Raw genomic sequence first — 20147 nt, 5'->3', positions numbered from 1 at the left:
ACCGTCCCGCGGCAGCGCGGGGCGTTACGTACCACGCGAGGAGGAAAAAACATGGAAACAACCAACATCAGCATGATCGGCGCATTCGTGGCGGGCCTGCTGTCTTTTCTCTCTCCGTGCGTGCTGCCGCTCATACCGTCCTACATCACCTACATCACGGGCCTTTCCTTCGCGGACCTGAACGCGGAGCACCCAAGCCACAAGGTGCGGCAGCAGACCATCATCCACTCCCTGCTCTTCATCGCGGGCTTCACCTGCGTCTTCGTCCTGCTGGGGGCCTCGGCCACCCTGGTCGGCGACTTCCTGCACGAGCACAAGACCGCCATCCGGCGCATCGGCGGCATCCTCATCGTCGTCTTCGGCATTCACGTTGCGGGCTTCTTCGACATCACCATGCTCCTCGGCGAGAAGAAGCTGACCCTGCACCGAAAACCCGCAGGCTACCTCGGCAGCGTCGTCGTCGGCATAGTCTTCGCCGCGGGGTGGACCCCCTGCATCGGCCCGATCCTCGCCACCATCCTGGCCGTCGCCGCCACCGAGGGACGCGGCGTCTGGCTTCTGCTCGCCTACTCCATGGGGCTTGCCATCCCCTTCTTCCTCGCGTCGCTGGCCCTGCACCAGTTCCTGATTTTCTTCAGGCGCTTCAAGCGGCACATCCGGCTCTTCGAGGTCATCACCGGCGTGTTCATGATCGTGATCGGCATCCTGATCTTCACGAACTCCATGGTGCTGATCAGCAGTTACACGAGCGCCTGGTTCGGCGAGTGAACGGCGCAGCCATAGCCATCCAACTCTGCGTCTCCGACCTCGGGACCACCGAGGCCTTCTACGCCGGCATCCTGGACCTGCCGCTGCAACGGCCGATCACCACGCTTGGCGCTCCGGAGCACCTGCTTTTGGAGACGGAGGAATTTCAGATCATCTTCGTGGAGGATGCCGCGGTGGCGCAACTGCATCCGATTCTGCAGGCGCGCCTCGAGGGGTTCCCGCGCGGGGTGGGGATGACGATTCATCTCGCCGTGGAGGGGATTGCCGACATCTACCAGGAACTCCTCGAGGAGGACCTGGAGATCCTGTACCCCCTGGAGCGCAAGCCGTACGGCACCTATGAGCTTTGGTGCTTCGATCCGGACGGCTACCTGGTCGTCCTGGAGGAGCCGGTCGACTGAGACCTCAGGGGGCACTGATGGTGAAAAGAGGGCTCTCCTCGCCGTTTTGGTTCACCACCTGCAGGGTGATCTGCTTGGGGGTCGGGTCGTAGGGGAACCTCTGGTAGACCATCTGGTTGCACCCGCCGTAGACGAGCTGCTCACGCTCTCCCACCAACTGTTTTCCCGTCGAAAGCCTCTTGCCGTCCACTACCAGCACCGATGTCTGCTGGAAATTACGTCCCGTCACCACCAGCTCGTAATAATTCACGAACTCCCTGCCGATGGAGACTGAGGCGATCTCCGGTTTCGCATCGATGAAGAGCGCGGCTGCGCCGGAGGTGGCGTCGCCCGGGTTTCTCACCTGCACCTGGTGCATCCCGGCGGCAAGCGAGGGGGCGATGAAGGCCAAAGAGGTGGGGGAGATGATGCGGGTGCTGAGGGCCGCGCCGTCGAGCAGGACGCGGGTGCCGTTGCGGAAGTTCGCGCCGTTCACGAGCACCTCGCGCTCCCGGCCGGTAGCGCAGGCGGTCACCGTGTCGGGGGAGAGTGCGGAGATGACCGGTTTCTGGGCGAGCAGCACGAAGTTGAACGGGCGCGTGGTGGCGCCGTCTTCCCGCTTCAGGAAGAGGGCGTAGGCGCCCGGAGGAAGGTCGGGGAGCTCGAAGGTGATGATCCGGCTCCCGACGACGGCTGCGGGGATGTCCCGCGCCCCCATGGCCACCGTCGTCGCCGTGGTGAAGCCGGTGCCGTTCAGGGTCACCGTGGCGCCGGGCTCTCCCTGGGCCGGCAGGATGCTGAGCACGCTCAGCGGCGCGAGCCGCGCTGACGGAGCAGGAACCGGCGCTTGCTGAGCGATTGCCGCGGTGAGAGAAGCGAGGAGGACCAGCAGGGTGATGGTAAGCGTGCGGAGCATGATCTGCCCTCCCATGAGAGGTTCATAGCAACGTTTCAAATTTTCGGCGCTCTAAGGCTAGTTGTCAATGGTCAGCGACAACCACCCGCCGGCGGCGAAGAAGATGAAGTTGGTAGCCCAGGCTGCGACGATCGGTGGGAGCAGGCCGACCTGCCCGACCGAGATGATCACCGAGTTCACGATCACGTAGAGAAAGCCCAAGCCGATGGAGATGCCGATGCCGAAGGCGATGCCGCTGGAGCGTCCCCCGCGCAGCGCGAAGGGTATCCCGAGAAAGGCCATCACCGCGCAACCGAACGGGAGCGAGATCCTGCTGTGGAACTGGGTGATGTAGCGGGTCGCGTCGTACCCCCCCGCCTGGATCTTCCTGCAGTAGCGGTTCAGCTCCCTGAGCGTCATGCTGTCGGAATACTTGCCGAGCACCTTGAGGTCAGCGGGCTTCAGCTTGAGCGGCACGACAAGCTGCGGGATCTTTGCCGTGTGTGCCACCTCCCCCGCCACGATGTCGCGCGTCACCACGTCGTCCAGCACCCACCCCTTCGGCCCGAGCTGTCCGCTCGCCGCGTCGGTGCGCCTGAGCGGCAGACCCGTCTTCGGCTGGACCTCCCAGATGGTGACCCCCTTCAGCTGGTTCTGCGCCGGTTCGAAGAGGCTCGCCCTCAGCACCATGGTCCCCTCGCGGTGCCATATGTTGTGCTGCCTGAAGTAGGCCTTCTCCGCCTTCTTCATGATCAGCACCTCCTGGATGTAGCTGCGCTTTGCGTAGCTCTTGGGGATGACGAACTCCGCCAGGAGCAGCACCAGCATGCTCACCAAAATGGATATGGAAAGTATGGGGGCGCTGATGCGGGCGAGGCTCACGCCGCAGCTGCGCATGGCGGTGAGCTCGGAGCTGAGCGAGAGGGCGCCCAAGGTGAGCAGGGTGGCCATGAGCACGGCCAAGGGGGCCGCGTCGCTCAGCATCTCCGGTACCTTGAGTAAAAAGTACAGCGCCATGTGGCGCCAGGAGGCGCCGGCACGGGAAAAGCGGGAGATCTTCTCCATGAAGTCGACCACGAGGTAGATGGTGACGAAGGAGCCGATGCAAAGCCCCAGCATCCTCACGTACGCCTTGGCGACGTATCGGGTGAGTATCCTCATCGCTTGCCCCCCTTGCCGAAGCGGGCCCGCACGAACTCCTTCATTTGCGGGTAGAGGCCGGTCAGCGGAAGCGGTTCCTCGGCAGCTGTTTTCATGAACAGATATACCCCTGCGGCGAGGAACAGGAGGTTCGGGCCCCAGCCGGAAAGAAACGGCGGCAGGATGGCGCGCTCACCCAAAGTGTCGAAGGCCGAGAGGGCGACGTAGTAGCAAAGGATCACCGCTATGCTGAGCGAGAAACCGGAGGCCTTCCCCGAGCGGCGGTTCTGGATCCCGAGCGGCACCCCCATGAAGGTGAAGACGATGCAGGAGAAGGGGAGTGCCAGCCGGCCGTGCAACTCGAGGCTGCGCGCCAGCACCTCCTTTTTGTCGGTACCCTTCGGCGGGTGGAGCAACTCGTCGATGGTCATCTCGCTTGCCTTCTTGGGCCCCTTCGGGGCCGTGTCCGCCAGCGCCACCCGCAGCACGTACTCCTGGAACTGCACCATCCGGTAGCCACCCTTGTCCTCGGTGCGGTGGATGGAACCGTTTTTGAGCTGGAATTCCATCGAATGGCTTTTCGGGTCGGAGTAGAGCGCGCCGGTTTCGGCGAAGATGGTGGTGGGGGTTTTCGGGTCCCGCTCGTCGTGGACGATCACCCCTGCCATGTTCTGGGCCTTGGCGTCGAGGGTGTCGGCGTAGATCACCATGTCGGGGAAGGCGTTGTTGAAGACCTTCTCCTTGATGGAGATGCCGGCGCTGCTCTGTGCGATCTCCAGCATGAGCGACTTGAAGGAGCTGTTCCCCCAGGGGACGGCGTACACGGTGACCCACATGCAGAGCAGGCTTGCGAAGGCGGAGAACAGCAGCGGCGGGGGGAGCAGGCCGTAGAGGCTGATGCCGCAGCTCTTCATGGCGGTCACCTCGCTGTCGCCGGAGAGGCGGCCGAAAGCGAGCAGGATGGAAAGGAGCAGGGCCATCGGTATGGTGAAGAGCCAGAAGGACGGAAGCAGGTAGCTCACCATGCGCAGTACGTCGGTGAAGGGGACCCCCTTCTCGACCACCATCTCGGCGAGTTTGAGAAAACGCCCCATGAGCAGCACGAAGGTGAAGGTCACCATGCCGACCAGGAAAGGGGGCGGTATCTCGTTGAAAATGTAGCGGTACAGGGTCTTTTTCATGAATTCGTGATCTTACATGAGATGACCGGCGAAGTAAAGGCAGGAGCGCGGTCAACAACCTCTTGACCTCCCTTTTCTTTTTGCTGTAAAAAGGACGGCATGGAAAACAAGGACATCATAAGGAAAGCGCTGCTTTTTTCGGGACTGGAGGACGAGTACCTCGTCGAAGTCGCCGACATCGCCGTCAGACGTCCCTTCGCCAAGGGGGAAACCCTCTTCACCGAGGGGGAGAAGGCCGAGGGGTTCTACCTCCTCGCTTCCGGGGCGCTGAAGCTCTGCAAGATCTCTCCGGACGGACGCGAGAAGGTGCTGCACATGGTGCACCCGGTGGAGACCTTCGCCGAGGCAGCCTTCTTCGGTGACGGGAAATACCCGGCCGAGGCCCGCGGTGTCGAAAGGGGAGAGGTCATCTTCTTCCCCAGGGGCGCCTTCATGGGGCTTTTGGAGCGCAACCCGCGTTTCGCGATGAACCTGATCGCCTCGCTTTCGCTGCTTTTGCGCCGCTTTGCGCGCCAGATCGAGGAACTCTCCTTCGCCGACGCCCCGTCGCGCCTCGCCTCCTACCTGCTCGATCTCGCCGCGCGCAAGAGCACGAGCTATCAGGGGAAGACCTACCTGGAGCTCGACATGCGCAAGGGGGAACTCGCTTCCCGCCTCGGCACGGTGAGCGAGACGCTCTCCCGCACCTTCAAGAAGATGAAGGACGAGGGGGTCATCGAGCTGGACGGCAACAAGGTGACCATCATGAATATGGAAAAGTTGAGGATGATAGCGGGAAAATAGACCGCTTAAACACAAACCGCACGACGAAGGGCTCCCGGTTACCACCGCGGGGCCCTTTTTTGCGTCCTTTCGCCTCGGCCTCGCAAGTCCTTCCGTGCAAATTGTTAATTAATAATTTTAAGAAAATGTTCACCATGCACTTGAAATGGTTATGCGGGGTGCTATACTTTGCCGCGTTCGTTTGCCATAAAATGAAGCCGGACCCTGGAGGGCGCTTGGATTGGGAATGCTGTTGGAGTAGGGACCATATTGAGGCCGATCATTGCCCGTATGTAGGCGAGGGGGAGGAGGACCTCCTTTCCTCCCAGCGCCGCAGGATCGTAGAGAAGTGCGTAGAGTGCCCCCGCTTCAAGAACGACCTGGCCCGGATGAAGGGCGCAGGTTATCCGCTTTCGGATGTACTCCCCTTCATACTGACCGAGTTCCAGGAGCAAAAGGCCCAGATGGGGGCCATGCTGAGCTTTTTGAACAGCAGGACCCGCGAGATCAAGTTCCTGCGCGAGGTGGGCCTCGTACTGCAGACTTCCATAGACCTGGACGAGGTCCTTTCCATCGCCATGACCGCGATCACGGCGGGGAAGGGGTTCGGGATGAACCGGGCTTTCCTGCTGATGACGGACAAGGAGCGGCGCAACATCCGCGGCTACCTGGGCGTCGGGCCGCGCGATTACGAGGAGGCGTGGCGCACCTGGGAGGACATAAGCCGCAGCAACTTCACCCTGAGACAGCTCGCGCGCGACTTCCAGAAGACCAAGCTCACCTCGGAGAAGGTGAAGTTCCACGACATCCTGCAGCGGCTCACCGTACCCCTGTCCGACCAGGGGCACATCTTCAACCGCGCCCTGCGCGGCAAAAAGCCGATCCTCGTGGAGAACGCCCTGAACAACCCCGACCTCGACCGGGGGCTCGCCCGCATCCTCGGCGTCGACACCTTCCTGGTCATGCCGCTCATCTCCAGGAACCGCCGCATCGGCGTGATCATCGCCGACAACTGCATCACCCACAAGCCGATCACCCTGCAGGACATGCAGTCGCTTGAGACCTTCGCCTTCCCGGTAGCCTTCGCCCTCGAGCGCGCCTCCCTCTATGAGCGCCTCCAGGAGGAGGTGGCCAAGCAGAAGGCGGCGAACCTGAAGCTCAGGGAACAGCAGGAACTTATCGTGAAGATGGAGAAGATGGCGCTGGTCGGCAAGATCACCTCCAGCATCGCCCACTCGATAAGAAACCCGCTCATGGTGATCGGCGGCTTCGCCCGGACGCTCTTGAAGGGGAGCCCCGCCGACGACGAGAAACGGAGCTACCTCGAATCGATCGTGCGCGAGACCCGGCAGCTCGAGGAGGTCTTAAGCGAGGTGCTCGACTATTCGGAGTCGCTCTTCCCGGTCACCGATTACTGGGATCTGAACGAACTGGTGGCGAAGGCGATGGGGGAGCTGGAGGGGGTGATGAAAGGGGCCGGAGTGGCCTGCCGCATGGAGCTCGCCCCCGACCTCCCCGTGGTGCGCATCGATTACAAGCAGATCAGCTACTGCCTGAAGACCATCACCACCACCGCCCTCTCCGCCATGGAGCTTGGGGGAGAGCTCCACGTGGAGAGCCTCAAGGAGGGCGAAGCGGTGCTCTTGCGCGTGACCGACGACGGCAAGCCCTTGAGCGAAACGGCACAGGTGGCGCTCACCACCCCGTTTTTCCAGACCCAGGAGCTCGGCGAGGGGGTGGGGCTTTCCCTTTGCAAATCGATCCTGGAGCGGCAGGGAAACACCCTCACCATAACGAGCCGTCCCGGCGGCGGAAACACATACAGCATCAGGCTTTTGACGAAAAAGGAGAACATCTGACATGGCGAAACTGTTGGTTGTGGATGACGAGGCGAACATAAGGCTTTTGTACGCCGCGGAACTGAGCGACGAGGGGTACGATGTGGTCACCGCCGGGAGCGCGCTCGAGGCGGTGGAGAAGCTGGAATCGGAGAGCTTCGACCTCGCGGTGATAGATATCAAGCTGAAAAACGAAAGCGGCATCGAGCTCTTGCAGCGCATCGTCAAGGAGCGTCACACCGTTCCGGTGATCCTGTGCACCGCCTTTTCCTGCTACAAGGACGATTTCTCGGCCTGGCTCGCCGACGGCTACGTGGTCAAGTCGAGCGACCTCCAGGAGCTGAAGGACGAGATCGCCCGCGTCCTCGCGAAGAGGCAAAAGGCGGCCTACACCTAGAAAAGTGTCCGAGCCGAACACCTTCACCTACTCTGTTCGTGGCTAAATGGAAGAATTTTATTCCCGAGTAGATCAGGCGGTAGCTCAGCGGACTGTTAATCCCTGTTCCGTAGATTTTCATCTTTGACTTTGGAGGCTTCACCTATGAAGGCAGTCATCATGGCGGGCGGCTTCGGCACCCGCATGCAGCCGCTCACCTGCAACATCCCCAAACCGATGGTTCCGCTTATGAACCGCCCCATCATGCTGCACATCGTCGAGCTTTTGAAGAAGTACGGGGTGACCGACCTGGTCATGCTCCTTTATCACCAGCCGAGCGTCATCAAGAACTTCTTCCGTGACGGCGCGGACCTCGGTGTCCGCATCACCTACGTAACGCCGCTCGAGGACATGGGGACCGCCGGTGCGGTGAAGTGCGCCGAGAAGTACCTGGACGAGCGCTTCCTCATCATCAGCGGGGACCTCTTGACCGACTTCAACCTCCAGAAGGTGATCGATTTCCACGAGAGCTCCAAGGCGCTCGCCACCATCACCCTCACCTCGGTCAAGGACCCGCTGCAGTTCGGCGTGGTGATCACGGACAAGGACAGGCGCATCACCCAGTTCCTCGAGAAGCCCGGCTGGGGCGAGGTGATCTCGGACACCATCAACACCGGGATCTACGTCCTCGAGCCGGAGATCTTCAAGTTCATCCCCGAGGGGGAGAACTTCGACTTCTCGCAGGACCTCTTCCCGCTTCTTTTGAAGAAGAAGTCCCCCCTGTTCGGCTTCCCGGTCAAGGGGTACTGGCGCGACATCGGCAACACCGATTCCTACCGCGAGGCGCACCACGACATCCTGAAAGGGAAGGTGGGGGTGAAGGTGGACGAGGCCCGGCGCGAGATGGCGGGGGTGGACCTTCGGGTCGGGTCCGACGTGAGACTGGGCGAGAAGACGGTGGTGGAGGGGACCGTGGTCGTGGGGGACAACTCCCAAGTCCAGGCGGGGGCCGAGATCAAGGATTCCGTCATCGGCCGCAACTGCATAGTAGAGGCGGGGGTGAAGCTGACCCGGGCCGTGATCTGGGACAACGTCTACATCAAGAAGGGAGCGAAGATCAACGACTGCGTGGTCTGCAACAACGTAAGTGTCGGTGCGGCCACCATCATGGAAGAAGGCGGCGTGGTCGCCGACGACACCTCCATCGGCGAGGAGAGCTACATAAAGCGCGACGTGAAGATCTGGCCCCGCAAGGTGATCGAGGGTGGTTCCACCGTGACCGGCAACCTCATCTGGGGCGAACGCTGGAAGAAGTCGCTCTTCGAGGGGGAGATGATCAAGGGGCTCACCAACATCGAGCTCACCCCGGAGTTCGTCGCCAAGCTGGGCTGCGCCTACGGCACCTCGCTACCCAAGGGGAGCCACGTTCTCGTCGGCCGCGACGCGACCCTCTCCTCGCGCATGCTGAAGAGGAGCTTCCTCGGGGGGATCCTCTCGGCGGGGGTCAACGTGCGTGACATCAGGATGGTCTCGCTTCCCATCCTGCGTTACAAGCTGCGCACCTTCGGCGAGGTGGGGGGGGTGCACTTCCGGCAGTCGCTCGAGGACCCGGCGACCACCGAGATCGTCTTTCTCGACGCCGACGGCCTCGATTTCTCCTCCTCCATGGGGAAAAACATCGAGCGTATCTTCTACAAGGAAAACTTCCGGCGCGCGCACCACATGGAGCCGGGGGGGATCACCGAACTCCCGCAGGTGATGGACTTCTACCGCGAGGGGTTCTTCCGCGGCGTAGAGCAGCAGATCATCAAGAGCGCGACCCCCAAGGTGGTGATCGACTTCAACCACTCGCCCGCCGGCCAGATCCTCCCGCAGATCCTGAACGACCTGGGATGCGAGGTGATCGGCCTAAACACCTACCTGGACGAGCAGCGCGGCTCGAAGACGGTGGACGAGAAGCCGAACAGCCTCCAGCAGCTCGCGAAGATCGTGGTCACCCTCGAGGCGAAGGCGGGCTTCTGGCTCGACCCCACCGCCGAAGAGGTGGTGCTGGTGGACGAGACAGGGAGGATCTATCAGCCCGAGGAGTACTTAAGCCTCATGACCGCGCTCATGCTGAAAAGCGGCGCCCGGGGCGCCTTCGCGATCCCCGTGTCGGCCCCTTCCGTGATCGAGCAGCTAGCCCAGGAAAACGGCTGCTCGGTGCGCCGCACGAAAAGCATGGACCGCTCCATGATCGAGGCGGCCATATCCCCCGAGGTGGTGATGGCCGGCTCCATGGCCGGACGCTTCGCCTTCCCGAGGTTCCAGGCGGCCTTCGACGGCATGTTCACCATCGCGAAGACCATCGAGCTTGCCACCGCCGCCGGGGTTCCTATCTCGCGGGTGCTGAAGGAGGTGCCGAAGAGTTCCTTCTTGCAGGGGCGGGTTCCCTGCGTCTGGGAGAAGAAGGGGGGGATCATGCGCAAGATGAGCGAGGACAGCCTGGACAAAGAGGCGTCCTTCATCGACGGCATCAAGGTCTCCTTCGGCCAGGACTGGGTGCTCGTCCTGCCGGACCAGTACCAGCCGGTGATCCACGTGGTCGCCGAGGCGAAGGATCCAAGGACGGCGCAGCGGCTTTTGGAGGATTACATGAAGAAGGTCGAACACTGGAAAAAGGAGCTGACCCTGTAGCGGACCCGGCGGCCCCTTCATCCGCCGCCAAAAGGGGAGAGCATGACCGAACCGATTTACCTCACGCTGCTTTGGCACATGCATCAGCCCTTCTATAAGGAGCCGGTCCGGGGAGAGTACCTGCTCCCCTGGGCCTACCTCCACGCGGTGAAGGACTACTACGACATGCCGGCCATCGTGGACGCGACCCCGGGCGTGAAGGTGGTCTTCAACCTGGTCCCCTCGCTGCTGGAGCAGATCCTCGATTACGCCTCGGGGGAGGCGGTCGACCCGTACCTCGACCTCGCGCGCCGCTCCCCCGCGGAGCTGACGCTCGCCGAGCGCCTCTTCCTGTTGGAGAACTTCTTCTCGGCGAACCGGCGGCGCATGATCGAGCCCTACCCACGCTACCGCGAGCTGTACCGCATGGCGGGGGAGGGCGTTCCCGGAAGCGTCGCCTCCCGCGTCTCGCTTTTCACCGAAAGGGACCTCCTCGACCTGCAGGTCTGGTTCTACCTCGCCTGGACCGGTGAGGCGGCCCGCAACCGTTTCCCCTGTTTTCGCGACCTGATCCGCAAGGGTGAGGGGTTCGACGCTGCGGACAAGGCGCTTTTGCTCGATACCCACCGCAGCCTCATCGCCGGGATCATCCCGCTTTACCGCAAGCTGCACGACGAGGGGAAAGCCGAGCTCTCGGTGAGCCCCTATTTTCACCCGATCCTCCCTCTTCTTTGCGACTCCCGCGTCGCCCGCATCGCGCAGCCGGGGGTGAACCTCCCGGGCATCCCCTTTCGCTGCCCCGAAGACGCGAAGAGTCAGCTAAGGCACGGCATCGAGAGCTTCCGCAGGCTCTTCGGTTTCGACCCGGCGGGGGTGTGGCCCTCGGAGGGGGCCTTGAGCGACGAGGTACTGGGGATCATGGCGCAGGGGGGGCTCTCGTGGACCGCTTCCGACGAGCGGCTCCTCTCCCGCACCCTCCCCGGGGGACTTGGGCGCGAACGGGAGGCGCTCTACCACCCCTACCTCTTCCAGGAGGGGGACCGGGAGGTCGCGCTCTTCTTCCGGGACCAGGTCCTCTCGGACCAGATCGGTTTCACCTACTCGGATTGGGACCCGGAGCGCGCCGCGGCGGACTTCGTGACGCGGGTCAAGGAGGTGCGCCGGCACTGTCCCGAGGCCCGGGTGGTCCCGGTGATCCTCGACGGCGAGAACGCCTGGGAGCACTACCAGGAAAACGGGCTCCCGTTCCTCTCGAGGCTCTACGCGGCACTCACCCAGACCGCCGGGGTTGAGCTCGCCACCTTCGCCGAGGTGCTGGAACGGGTCCCGGAGCGCCGTTCCATCGGTCACATCCATCCCGGCTCCTGGATCAACGCCGACTACGGCATCTGGATCGGGCATCCCGAGGAGAACAAGGGGTGGGAGTACCTGGCGCGGGCGAGGGAGGCGGCGGCCAAGGGGAGTCCGGAAGCGGCGCGTCTTTTAACCGGCGGCGAGAGCTCGGACGATACGGCGCGGCGCGCCTGCCGGGCACTTTACGCGGCGCAGGGGAGCGACTGGTTCTGGTGGTACGGCGACGATCACAGTTCAGCCCACTCCGGCAGTTTCGATCTTTTGTTCCGAAGCCATCTGATCAGCGTCTACAGCCTCCTTTCGCTGGAAGTGCCGGGGGAGCTGCACGAGCCGATCAAGCGCCAGCGCCCGGCCGGTTTCGTGCGGGCCCCGTCGCGGCTCATCACCCCGTCGCTCGAGACCGCGGCCGGGGACTACCTCGAGTGGCTTTGCGCCGGACTTTACGACCTGACCCGCCAGGGAGGCGCGATGCATGCCGCCGAGAGCGTGCTGCAGTCCTTTTTCTACGGCTACGACCTCGAGTACCTTTACTTCCGCATCGACGGCGTGCAATCCATGGAAAAGGTGCTTCAGCCGGGCGACGCCCTGTCGCTGCACCTGATCCGGGGGCGCGAGTACCGTGTCGAGATGCGGCCGGGTACCGGGGAGGGGGAGCTGCAGCTGCTCGAAGAGGGACGCTGGCTCCCCTGCGGTGCCCTCGCCCGCTACGCGGTCGGGCGCAGCGCCGAACTGCGCGTCCCGCTAACCGGTCTCGGGCTCGATGCCGGTGACCGGCTCTCCTGCTACCTTACCCTCTCGAGGGTCGGCAGTCCGCTCGGGCGATGGCCCGCCGAGGCCCCGCTCCCCATTGCCTACGCAGGCCCGGGGCTCGGGGTGGATGGGGGCGTACCCGAAGGTTCTTAAATTTTTCTTCTACAAAAAAACTTTACCCGGGGGCGCTCTTAATCTAGAATGTCCCTATAATTCCAGGGTGTTAGAGGTTTTACATGAAGATTTTGTTTGTTGCGTCGGAGGTCACTCCCTTTGCCAAGACGGGAGGTCTGGCGGATGTTGCCAGCGCCCTTCCCAAGACCCTCAGGACGCTCGGCCATGACGTACGGATCATGATGCCCTTCTACTCGGTGGTCGAGCGGGGGGGGATGGCGGTGCGCAAGGGGCGCAAGAGCGCCTCGGTCATGGTGGACGGCGTCGAGAAAAAGGGCTTCCTGCGCCAGGCGGCGCTCGGCGAGATACCGGTTTACCTCATCGAGAACAAGGAGTACTTCTCACGCGACGAGCTCTACGGCACCCCCGGCGGCGACTACCCGGACAACGCCCAGCGTTTCTCCTTCTTCTGCCGCTGCGTCCTGGAGCTCCTGAAGAAGATGGACTTCAGGCCCGACATCATCCACTGCCACGACTGGCAGACCGCACTCATCCCGCACTACTTGAAGCACGAGCGCAAGAACGATCCCTTCTTCGCAAGGACAGGGATCATCTTCACCATCCACAACCTCGCCTATCAGGGGCTCTTCCCCCGCGAGGAGCTTTCCACCATGGGGCTCTCCAAGGAGTGCTTCACCATCGACTGGCTTGAGTTCTACGGCAAGATCAACCTTTTGAAGGCGGGGATCCTCGCCGCCGACATCGTCACCACAGTCTCGGAAAACTACTGCCGCGAGATCTGCACGCCGGAGATGGGGTGCGGACTGCATGGCGTGCTGCAGACGAGGAAGGATGACCTGGTAGGGATCCTGAACGGGCTCGACTACGAGGAGTGGAACCCCGCCATGGACAAGGAGATCATGAAGAACTACAGTCATGCCTCCCTCTCCGGAAAGATGGTGGACAAGATCGGCCTGCAGCGCCTCATGGGGCTTGCCAGCGCCCCCGAAACCCCGGTCTTCGGCATGGTGTCGCGCATGGTGGCGCAGAAGGGTTTCGACCTGATCGCCGAGCTGTTGCCCGAGATCGCCAAGGCACCCATGCAGTTCGTCATGCTTGGCAGCGGTGAGGAGCGTTACGTCAAGGCCTTCACCGACATCAAGGCCGCGGGCGCGCGCAACGTAGCCTTCGCCGCCGGCTTCGATCACAGCCTCGCACCCAAGATCTACGCCGGGAGCGACATGTTCCTCATGCCCTCCTTCTTCGAGCCGTGCGGGCTGGGGCAACTGATCGCCATGCGCTACGGCACCGTCCCCGTGGTGCGCCGGACCGGCGGGCTCGCCGACAGCGTCTTCGATCCCCGCGACAACGACAAGACCCCGAACGGCTTCGTCTTCGAGGAGTACGGCGCGGAGGCACTGTGGGAAGCGATGAACCGGGCCATCACCGCTTACCAGGACAAGGCGTTCTGGAAAAAGCTGATGCGGCGCGGCATGAGCAGCGATTACTCGTGGCAGAACTCGGTGCACAAGTACCTGGACCTGTACAGAAAGGCACTGCTGCGCAAGGGAGGGGAGGCGTAGGGTGGAACACGAAGATCTTGACGAACTTGCCGGAGAGATCCGCCGTCTCATCGAAAGCAACAAGGAGTTCCTGAAGCGGGTGAGCGACGAGGATTACGAAGACGAAGAGGAAGGGGAGGCGGAAGAGGAAGAGGCCGAGGACCCGGAAGAGTTTGAAGAGCTTTAGGCACCGCCCGGGGGAAACGGCGGGGGCGGATGAGAAAGGCGGCGCCGGGGAAACCCTGGCGCCGCCTTTTTGTTACTTCGCGGGAGGCTGTTCCGGGACGATGTCGCCCGGAGTGACGGTCACCGGTGTCGTGGGTACCGGTGCCGGTGCGGCCTGGACCGCCGGGGCTGCCGGTGCTGCCGGTGCCGTGGCCGCGGGAGCCGCCGGAGCTACTGGGGCCGCGGCAGGTTTCGCGGGCGGGTTGTAGTAGACCGGAGCTCCTCCCCCCGGGGCGGGAGCGGGTTCACGTTCTTTCTCCTTGCCGCCGAAGAGCGGCTTGTAGGTGCTCATGAGCGCAAGCATCTCGTCGAACTGCTTCACGTAAAGGGTGGAAACCTCCGGTGCGTTCGGGACCGATGATGCTTCGGTCTTCGCAAACGCGGCGTTCACGCCGGCGACCGTCTTGAACTTCACGTCGACCTTCTCGGTGAGGTTCGCCGCCGCCTCGTCGAAGTCCGGGTACTGAAGCGCGAAGAACATCGGGTAGGAGAGCCTGTTCGTCTTGAAGTTCGGGTACTCCCAGATGGTGTTCCCTTCGCGGTCCAGCATCTGGGCCGTCATGGAGAGGTAGTTGAAGTCGGTCTCCAGGTAGGAGAGTAGGTTGCTCGAGTAGACCTTCCCCGGCTTCGTGAGGCCGCTCACGGTGACGAAGAGCATGGCGTCGAGCCCGTTTTGGGCGAGGAGCTGCTTCAGCTCTTCCTTCTTCACGAAGTACTTGTTGTAGACGATCCCCGCGTCGTCGCGCCGCTCGCGGTTCCAGACCAGGGTCTCGAAGAGCCTCGTCGCGTCGCCCTCCACCGGACGGACCGCGTAGAAGATGCCGGTGCTTCTCAGCCTGGCGACAAGCTCCTTCTCGTTTTTCATGTTGTAGGTGCGCACGATGGAGACGATGGACGCCTTGTCGGGGTGCCGGATGTCCGATTCCGCGTCGGTGAAGATCGGGGCGACACCGATGGTGCGCACCTTTTTCTCCAGGGTCTCCTGGGGGATGTTGTAGTAGTTGTGGGCGCAGCCGAAAAGCGCGCTCACCGCCATCACGAGCAGGGCAAGTCTGAACAAGTTCCGCATCTGTGGACGCCTCCTGTAAAGGATTCTAACTGTTTGCCGTCTTATATCAGAAGCTTGGGGCGAGCGCTACAGCTTATTGCTCGTCATCCAGCATGATGAAGCCGACCTGCCTGCCGGTGTCTCCCTCGTCGCGGCGGTAGGAGAAGAAGAGCTCCTGGTTGCAGCTCACGCAGTGCTCGCTCACCTGGACGCGGTCGGCGGAAAGCCCTGCGTCGGTAAGAAGCATGCGGTTCGCGGCGCCGAGGTCGAGCATCCACTTTCCTTCGCCCTTCTCGGTGGTGCAGAGCTCCCACGGGATCCCCGCCTTCTTGAAGGCGTCTCGCACCGGGGCGTCCACCTCGTAGCAGCATGCCCCGATGTGCGGACCTATGGCGGCCTGGATGTCCTTCTTGTCGCAGCCGAAGAGGTTCACCAGCGCTTCGATACCCTTTCCGGCGATGTTCCCGGCGGTACCCTGCCACCCGGCGTGGAGGGCGGCTACCACCTTGCGCACCGGGTCGTGCAGCAGGATGGGGACGCAGTCCGCCACGCAGACGGCGATCATGATGCCGGGCTGGTTGGTGACGATGCCGTCGCACTCGAGCTTAAGGAAGTGGGAGAGCTCGGGGTTGGGCGCGTCGATCACCAGGAGGTCGGTGCCGTGCACCTGGTTCACGGTGAGGAAACGGTCCAGGGTGGAGCCGAGGCTCCTCGCGAGCAGGCTGCGGTTCCCCTCGACGTTGTGCGAGGAGTCCAGCGTGTTGCTGCCGAGGTTGAGCGAGTTGTACGGAGGGCGCGAGACCCCTTCGTGGCGGGTGGTGAAACCGGCGACGGCACCCCCCGCTGCCGCGAAACGCGGCTTCAGATACTGGATTTTTCCTGCCTTCTGCATTTCCATGAATGGCACCTCTTGTATGTATATGGGAGCTGTCGAACAGCCTCCCGTCCTTACTCCGTAACCCCGAATTTTTCTTCCATATAGGCGATGATCCCAGCCATGTCTGCGGGGAGCTCGGTGTCGAACTCCTGGTACTGCCCGGTCACCGGGTGCAGGAACCCGAGGGTCTTCGCGTGCAGGGCCTGGCGCCCCATCGTCTTGATCATCTGTCTCAGTACCGGGTCCTTCACCTGGGCGACCCTGCTTCCCCCGCCGTAGACCTCGTCAGCCAGAAGCGGGTGCCCCGCCTCGGATAGGTGCACCCGGATCTGGTGCGTGCGGCCGGTTTCAAGCCTCAGGCGCACCAGCGTGATGCCGGGGAAACGCGCCTCGACGCGCCAGTGGGTGATGGCGTTCTTGCCGTGCCGCGCCTTGCCCGACATCTTCTTTCGGTCCACCGGGTGCCGGCCGATGACCGACTCGATGCGCCCCTTGTCTTCCTTCAGGTTCCCGTACACGAGGGCCAGGTATATCCTCTTTATGCTGTGCACCTTGAACTGGTCGGACAGGGAGGTGTGCGCGCGGTCGCTTTTGGCGATGACGAGGACGCCTGAGGTGTCCTTGTCGATGCGGTGCACGATCCCCGGACGCAGCTCGCCTCCGATGCCGGAGAGGTCCTTGCAGTGGGCAAGCAGCGCGTTGACAAGGGTGCCGTCCTCGTTGCCGGCTCCCGGGTGCACCACCATGCCGGCCCCCTTGTTGATCACGATGACGTCGGGATCCTCGTACAGCACCTCGAGCGGGATCTCCTGCGGCTGCGGCTCGGCCGGCGTGGGAGGGGGGACGACGACGGTGACGGCGTCGCCTCCCTTCAGCTTGAGCGAGGCCTTCTGCTTTTGGCCGTTCACCGTGGCGCAGCCGTTATCGATGAGCCTTGCCGCGGCGGAGCGGGTGAGTTCGGGGACGCTGCGGGAGATGAAGCTGTCCAGCCGCTCGGCATCGGTGTCCATGGGGAAAGTTAGTTCGATTGGGTGTTGCATATAAGGCCCTGTTTCCCGGAAGAGAGATTCGGTAAAAAAAGCGCGGGCGCGTTTCGAAAGGAAGCGCGCCCGGGACTGTCTAGTGTTGTATTGACCTGCCTACCAGATGGATGATTCGATCTTTCCCGCCCGTTTGATCAGTACGTCGACTACGGCAATGTCGAAGATGTTCGATTCCGCCAGATCCTTGGTCACTCGGGACTGGAAGTGCTCCCTTCCCTCGTTTAGTTGATCCTGCAAGAGCTCGAAGATGTTGTCATCCTTGATGCCCTGTTCGACCTTCTCGCGGTTGTACAGAGCTACATCGGAAATGATGGCCCTGGCAAGTCTTCTGGCCTGATCTGGGTTTTCTATGAGACTCATCGATCTCTCCCGGGGGGGCAAATGTCAGGCGACACTATACGCAGTTTTTGCCGAAGATTCTATCTTAATTTTAAGGCGAAATAGATGCTGGCGTTGCCCCGGCGCACGAGCAATGCCACGGCGCCGCGGTTGGCGGCATCCTTCATGGCTTTTTGGTACTCGGCGAGGTTGCGCACCTTCCTCTGGTTCACCGAGACGATGACGTCGCCGCGCTGGATGCCGCTTTCCTCGGCGATTCCCCCCGGTTCGAGGTCACTCACCACCACGCCGGTTATGCCGCGGCGTCGGGCATCGGGGCCTAATTCCTCAACCGAGAGGCCCAAAACCCCCGCCTCGCGATCCGGCCTCTGCGCCTGAGGCTGGGCCTGCGCGCTTTCCGCCGGTGCAGTGGTGACCTGGACCTTCAGCTGCTTGCCGTCGCGGTAGAGCTCCACCTCCGCCTTCTTGCCGATCGGGGTTTCCCCGACGAGCCGCTGCAACTGACGCACGTCCTTTACGGCCGTGCCGTTGAAACCGGTGATGATGTCCCCCTGCATGATGCCCGCTTTCGCGGCGGGGCCGCCGGGGATCACCTCGTTGACGAGGGCTCCGCTTGCCCGGGGCAGACCGAAGGATTTGGCCATCTCCTCGGTGACCGACTGGATCGATACGCCGAGCCAGCCGCGGCTCACGTTCCCCTTGCTGATGAGCTGGGTCACCACCTGCTTCGCCATGTTCACCGGAATCGCGAAGCCGATCCCCTGTCCCGCTGCGACGATGGCGGTGTTGATCCCGATCACCTCGCCGTAGATGTTGAGGAGCGGTCCGCCCGAGTTGCCGGGGTTGATGGAGGCGTCGGTCTGGATGAAGTCCTCGTAGGTCTCGATCCCCATGTTGGAACGGCCGGTCGCCGAGACGACCCCGACGGTGACGGTGCGGTCAAGGCCGAAGGGGTTGCCGATGGCGATGGCCCACTGTCCCACCTGCAGCTTGTTCGAATCGCCGAGGACCGCCGCCGGCAGCGGTTCCTTCGCGTTGATCTTGATGACGGCGATGTCGGTCTTCGGGTCGGAGCCGATCACCTTGCCGGTATATACGCTTTCGTTGGAGAGCTTCACCTGGATGGTCTCCGCGTCCCTGACCACGTGGTCGTTGGTGACGATGTACCCTTCCTGGTTCAGGATGAAGCCTGAGCCTAGGCTGCTTTCCCTTCTGTACTGCGGGCGCCCCATGTCGCCGAAGAAGTCTTCGAAGAAGGGGGAGCCTTCAAAGAACGGACGCACCAGTTTCTTTTTCCCGATCGTGGAGATGTTCACCACGGACGGGGTGACCTTTTTGACAAGGGTGGTGAAGGCCTGCTGGGTGACGAGTATGTCCTTGGGGACTTCCTGGACCGGAGCCGGAACAGATTCTTTTCTGTTCGACTCGTAAAGCATGGCGCCTTCTTTCTTTTTGCAGGAAGTGAGGACGGTTGAAAGGATGAGGAGTACGGCGAGTAGTCTTAGGCTTTTCATTTAGTCCCTCCCTTTTGGAGAAAACTGGTAGAAGGAAGGGAAAAGCCTAGCCAAAAACCAGATTGATGTCAACCCCTTCCACCTCGTCATACAGACACTGTAAGAATAACTAATTACCCCTTGACGGCAGATCGCTATTTGAATATATATGCTGAACGGGGGTGCTGCGTGCAAGAGAAGATCAAGCAGGAAATCAAAGAGATGAAGCTGGGTGAGAAGGTGCGTGGACTGCGCCAGGAACAACGGCTCACCCTCCAGGCCCTGGCTGACATGACCGGGTTGTCGAAGCCGCTCTTGTCTCAGATCGAAAACGATCAGGTCACTCCGCCCATTGCCACTTTGCTGAAGATCGCCAAAGGACTCAAAGTAGGGATCCACTACTTCTTTGAGGAGGCGGGAGACCGGCAGAAGTTCATGCTGACCCGCGGAGACCAGTCTCCCTTGGGAAGCCAGCGTCGCCCCGGCAAGGAGAATGTCCAGCAGGGCTACATGTACAAGCCGCTCGCACCTGGCATGCGCCAGAAAAAGGTGGAGCCTTTCCTGATCGAGTTCGAGCAACGTGAATGGGACAGCAGCCTCTTCTATAGTCACGAGGGGGTGGAGTTCCTCTATCTGCTCGATGGCGAGCTGGAGTTCCACTATGCGGACGAGGTGATGCGCCTTTACCCCGGGGACAGCATATACTATGAGTCCTCCGAGCCGCATGGTTATGTTTCTGTCGGTGAGATTCGGGCCCGGGCCGTCGCCGTTCTCTATACGAAGAGCTGACGATCTTCTACTGTAACTGTATAAAAGAGAGCGCTGCCCTCGAATCGTCCGGATCCGTGATCCATTGACGGGACGACTGGCAGCGCTTTCTTCGTTTGACAAACTCTCTGGTGCGGTTAGTATTTGAAACTGTCACCCCTCCCCGCTAAAGACAACTGCCCATTTCCTGTCTGTCTTCCGTTCCCGAAATAGAAGAGTGTCCTCGGCAGGTTGCTACAGTGCTCTTTCTGGCTGTGCCTGATATGCATGACAGGTTAGAGAAAATTATTCATTAAGTCGTTGACGGGTCGGGTGCGCTTTGTTATAAAGCTGGACTCCGCAGCAACGACGTTCTCTTCAACCGAATATTTGAACCGGCAGTCACCGCGGGAAAGTTGCGGCGGCGGCGAATCTGAGAAAGATTTAAGAAAAGAAAGTCTTGACAGGTTGGAACGGTTCAGGTAGGGTGCTGAGTCTGTCGCAAACGGCGGCTTGGTCTTTGAAAACTAAATAGTAGACGAAACAGTAATGTAGGTTTTTAAGTAAGTCAGTTGTTTCAAACTAGAATCGGATTTTCCGG

Annotated in this window: 18 protein-coding genes; 10 read left to right on the top strand and 8 right to left on the bottom strand. The window is 61.9% G+C overall.

All coding sequences use genetic code 11. The features are described 5' to 3' along the window. Positions 1 to 51: 51 nt before the first annotated feature. Positions 52 to 768, top strand: a complete 717-nt coding sequence (locus D6Z24_RS00085) for a cytochrome c biogenesis CcdA family protein (protein WP_129124509.1) — start codon at positions 52 to 54, stop codon at positions 766 to 768. Further along, positions 765 to 1169, top strand: coding sequence for a VOC family protein (locus D6Z24_RS00080; protein WP_129124508.1), 405 nt, complete (start codon positions 765 to 767; stop codon positions 1167 to 1169). The genes D6Z24_RS00085 and D6Z24_RS00080 overlap by 4 nt, the downstream gene beginning before the upstream one ends. Before the next feature lie 4 nt (positions 1170 to 1173). Here D6Z24_RS00080 and D6Z24_RS00075 read toward each other — a convergent pair whose 3' ends face one another. From D6Z24_RS00075 to lptF, 3 genes are read right to left on the bottom strand one after another with little or no spacing between them, the layout of a single operon-like run. Continuing rightward, complete coding sequence (locus D6Z24_RS00075; protein WP_129124507.1) at positions 1174 to 2064, bottom strand: IPT/TIG domain-containing protein; 891 nt, start codon at positions 2062 to 2064, stop codon at positions 1174 to 1176. A gap of 57 nt (positions 2065 to 2121) precedes the next feature. Beyond that, complete coding sequence (gene lptG / locus D6Z24_RS00070; RefSeq protein WP_129124506.1) at positions 2122 to 3204, bottom strand: LPS export ABC transporter permease LptG; 1083 nt, start codon at positions 3202 to 3204, stop codon at positions 2122 to 2124. Further along, entirely contained in the window at positions 3201 to 4364 is a 1164-nt protein-coding gene (gene lptF, locus D6Z24_RS00065) for an LPS export ABC transporter permease LptF (protein WP_129124505.1), read from the bottom strand. The genes lptG and lptF overlap by 4 nt, the downstream gene beginning before the upstream one ends. A 99-nt stretch (positions 4365 to 4463) precedes the next feature. Between lptF and D6Z24_RS00060 the strand changes: the two genes are divergently transcribed. The 7 genes from D6Z24_RS00060 (at position 4464) to D6Z24_RS21560 (ending at position 13961) form a co-directional block, all read left to right on the top strand. Then, the gene (locus D6Z24_RS00060) at positions 4464 to 5147 is read left to right on the top strand and encodes a Crp/Fnr family transcriptional regulator (RefSeq protein ID WP_129124504.1); all 684 of its coding nucleotides are present in this window, start codon (positions 4464 to 4466) and stop codon (positions 5145 to 5147) included. 215 nt (positions 5148 to 5362) lie between these two features. Beyond that, entirely contained in the window at positions 5363 to 6985 is a 1623-nt protein-coding gene (locus tag D6Z24_RS00055) for a sensor histidine kinase (RefSeq protein WP_129124503.1), read from the top strand. Between the two features lies 1 nt (position 6986). Continuing rightward, positions 6987 to 7361: a response regulator gene (locus tag D6Z24_RS00050; RefSeq protein WP_129124502.1), complete on the top strand. Its 375-nt coding sequence runs from the start codon at positions 6987 to 6989 to the stop codon at positions 7359 to 7361. A gap of 144 nt (positions 7362 to 7505) precedes the next feature. Next, positions 7506 to 10016, top strand: a complete 2511-nt coding sequence (locus D6Z24_RS00045) for a mannose-1-phosphate guanyltransferase (RefSeq protein ID WP_129124501.1) — start codon at positions 7506 to 7508, stop codon at positions 10014 to 10016. Between the two features lie 42 nt (positions 10017 to 10058). Then, positions 10059 to 12251 (top strand): glycoside hydrolase family 57 protein, encoded by a 2193-nt coding sequence (locus D6Z24_RS00040; RefSeq protein WP_129124500.1) that lies wholly within the window; start codon positions 10059 to 10061, stop codon positions 12249 to 12251. Positions 12252 to 12334: 83 nt separating this feature from the next. Then, positions 12335 to 13795, top strand: coding sequence for a glycogen synthase GlgA (gene glgA / locus D6Z24_RS00035; protein ID WP_129124499.1), 1461 nt, complete (start codon positions 12335 to 12337; stop codon positions 13793 to 13795). A gap of 1 nt (position 13796) precedes the next feature. Next, positions 13797 to 13961 carry a hypothetical protein gene (locus tag D6Z24_RS21560; RefSeq protein WP_198419395.1) on the top strand — a complete coding sequence of 55 codons (165 nt, stop codon included), beginning with the start codon at positions 13797 to 13799 and terminating at the stop codon, positions 13959 to 13961. Between the two features lie 72 nt (positions 13962 to 14033). Here the strand turns inward: D6Z24_RS21560 and D6Z24_RS00030 are convergent, their stop codons facing one another. The 5 genes from D6Z24_RS00030 to D6Z24_RS00010 all read right to left on the bottom strand — a co-directional run bounded on the left by D6Z24_RS00030 (position 14034) and on the right by D6Z24_RS00010 (position 18820). Continuing rightward, on the bottom strand, positions 14034 to 15068 hold the full coding sequence (locus D6Z24_RS00030; RefSeq protein ID WP_129124498.1) for a hypothetical protein: 1035 nt from the start codon (positions 15066 to 15068) through the stop codon (positions 14034 to 14036). Between the two features lie 73 nt (positions 15069 to 15141). Beyond that, complete coding sequence (pgeF, locus tag D6Z24_RS00025) at positions 15142 to 15945, bottom strand: peptidoglycan editing factor PgeF (protein WP_129124497.1); 804 nt, start codon at positions 15943 to 15945, stop codon at positions 15142 to 15144. Between the two features lie 50 nt (positions 15946 to 15995). Then, entirely contained in the window at positions 15996 to 16964 is a 969-nt protein-coding gene (locus D6Z24_RS00020) for an RluA family pseudouridine synthase (protein ID WP_129124496.1), read from the bottom strand. Positions 16965 to 17063: 99 nt separating this feature from the next. Continuing rightward, positions 17064 to 17327 carry a hypothetical protein gene (locus D6Z24_RS00015; protein ID WP_129124495.1) on the bottom strand — a complete coding sequence of 88 codons (264 nt, stop codon included), beginning with the start codon at positions 17325 to 17327 and terminating at the stop codon, positions 17064 to 17066. 59 nt (positions 17328 to 17386) lie between these two features. Further along, positions 17387 to 18820, bottom strand: coding sequence for a DegQ family serine endoprotease (locus D6Z24_RS00010; protein WP_129124494.1), 1434 nt, complete (start codon positions 18818 to 18820; stop codon positions 17387 to 17389). A gap of 168 nt (positions 18821 to 18988) precedes the next feature. On the opposite strand from D6Z24_RS00010, the gene D6Z24_RS00005 reads away from it, so the two are divergent. Next, complete coding sequence (locus D6Z24_RS00005) at positions 18989 to 19588, top strand: helix-turn-helix domain-containing protein (protein ID WP_129124493.1); 600 nt, start codon at positions 18989 to 18991, stop codon at positions 19586 to 19588. Positions 19589 to 20147: the final 559 nt, after the last annotated feature.

Source organism: Geomonas oryzae (genome assembly GCF_004117875.1).
GTDB classification, from domain to species: domain Bacteria; phylum Desulfobacterota; class Desulfuromonadia; order Geobacterales; family Geobacteraceae; genus Geomonas; species Geomonas oryzae.
Note: the sequence above shows the minus strand (reverse complement) of the source record. Positions and strands in the feature narration are given on the sequence as shown.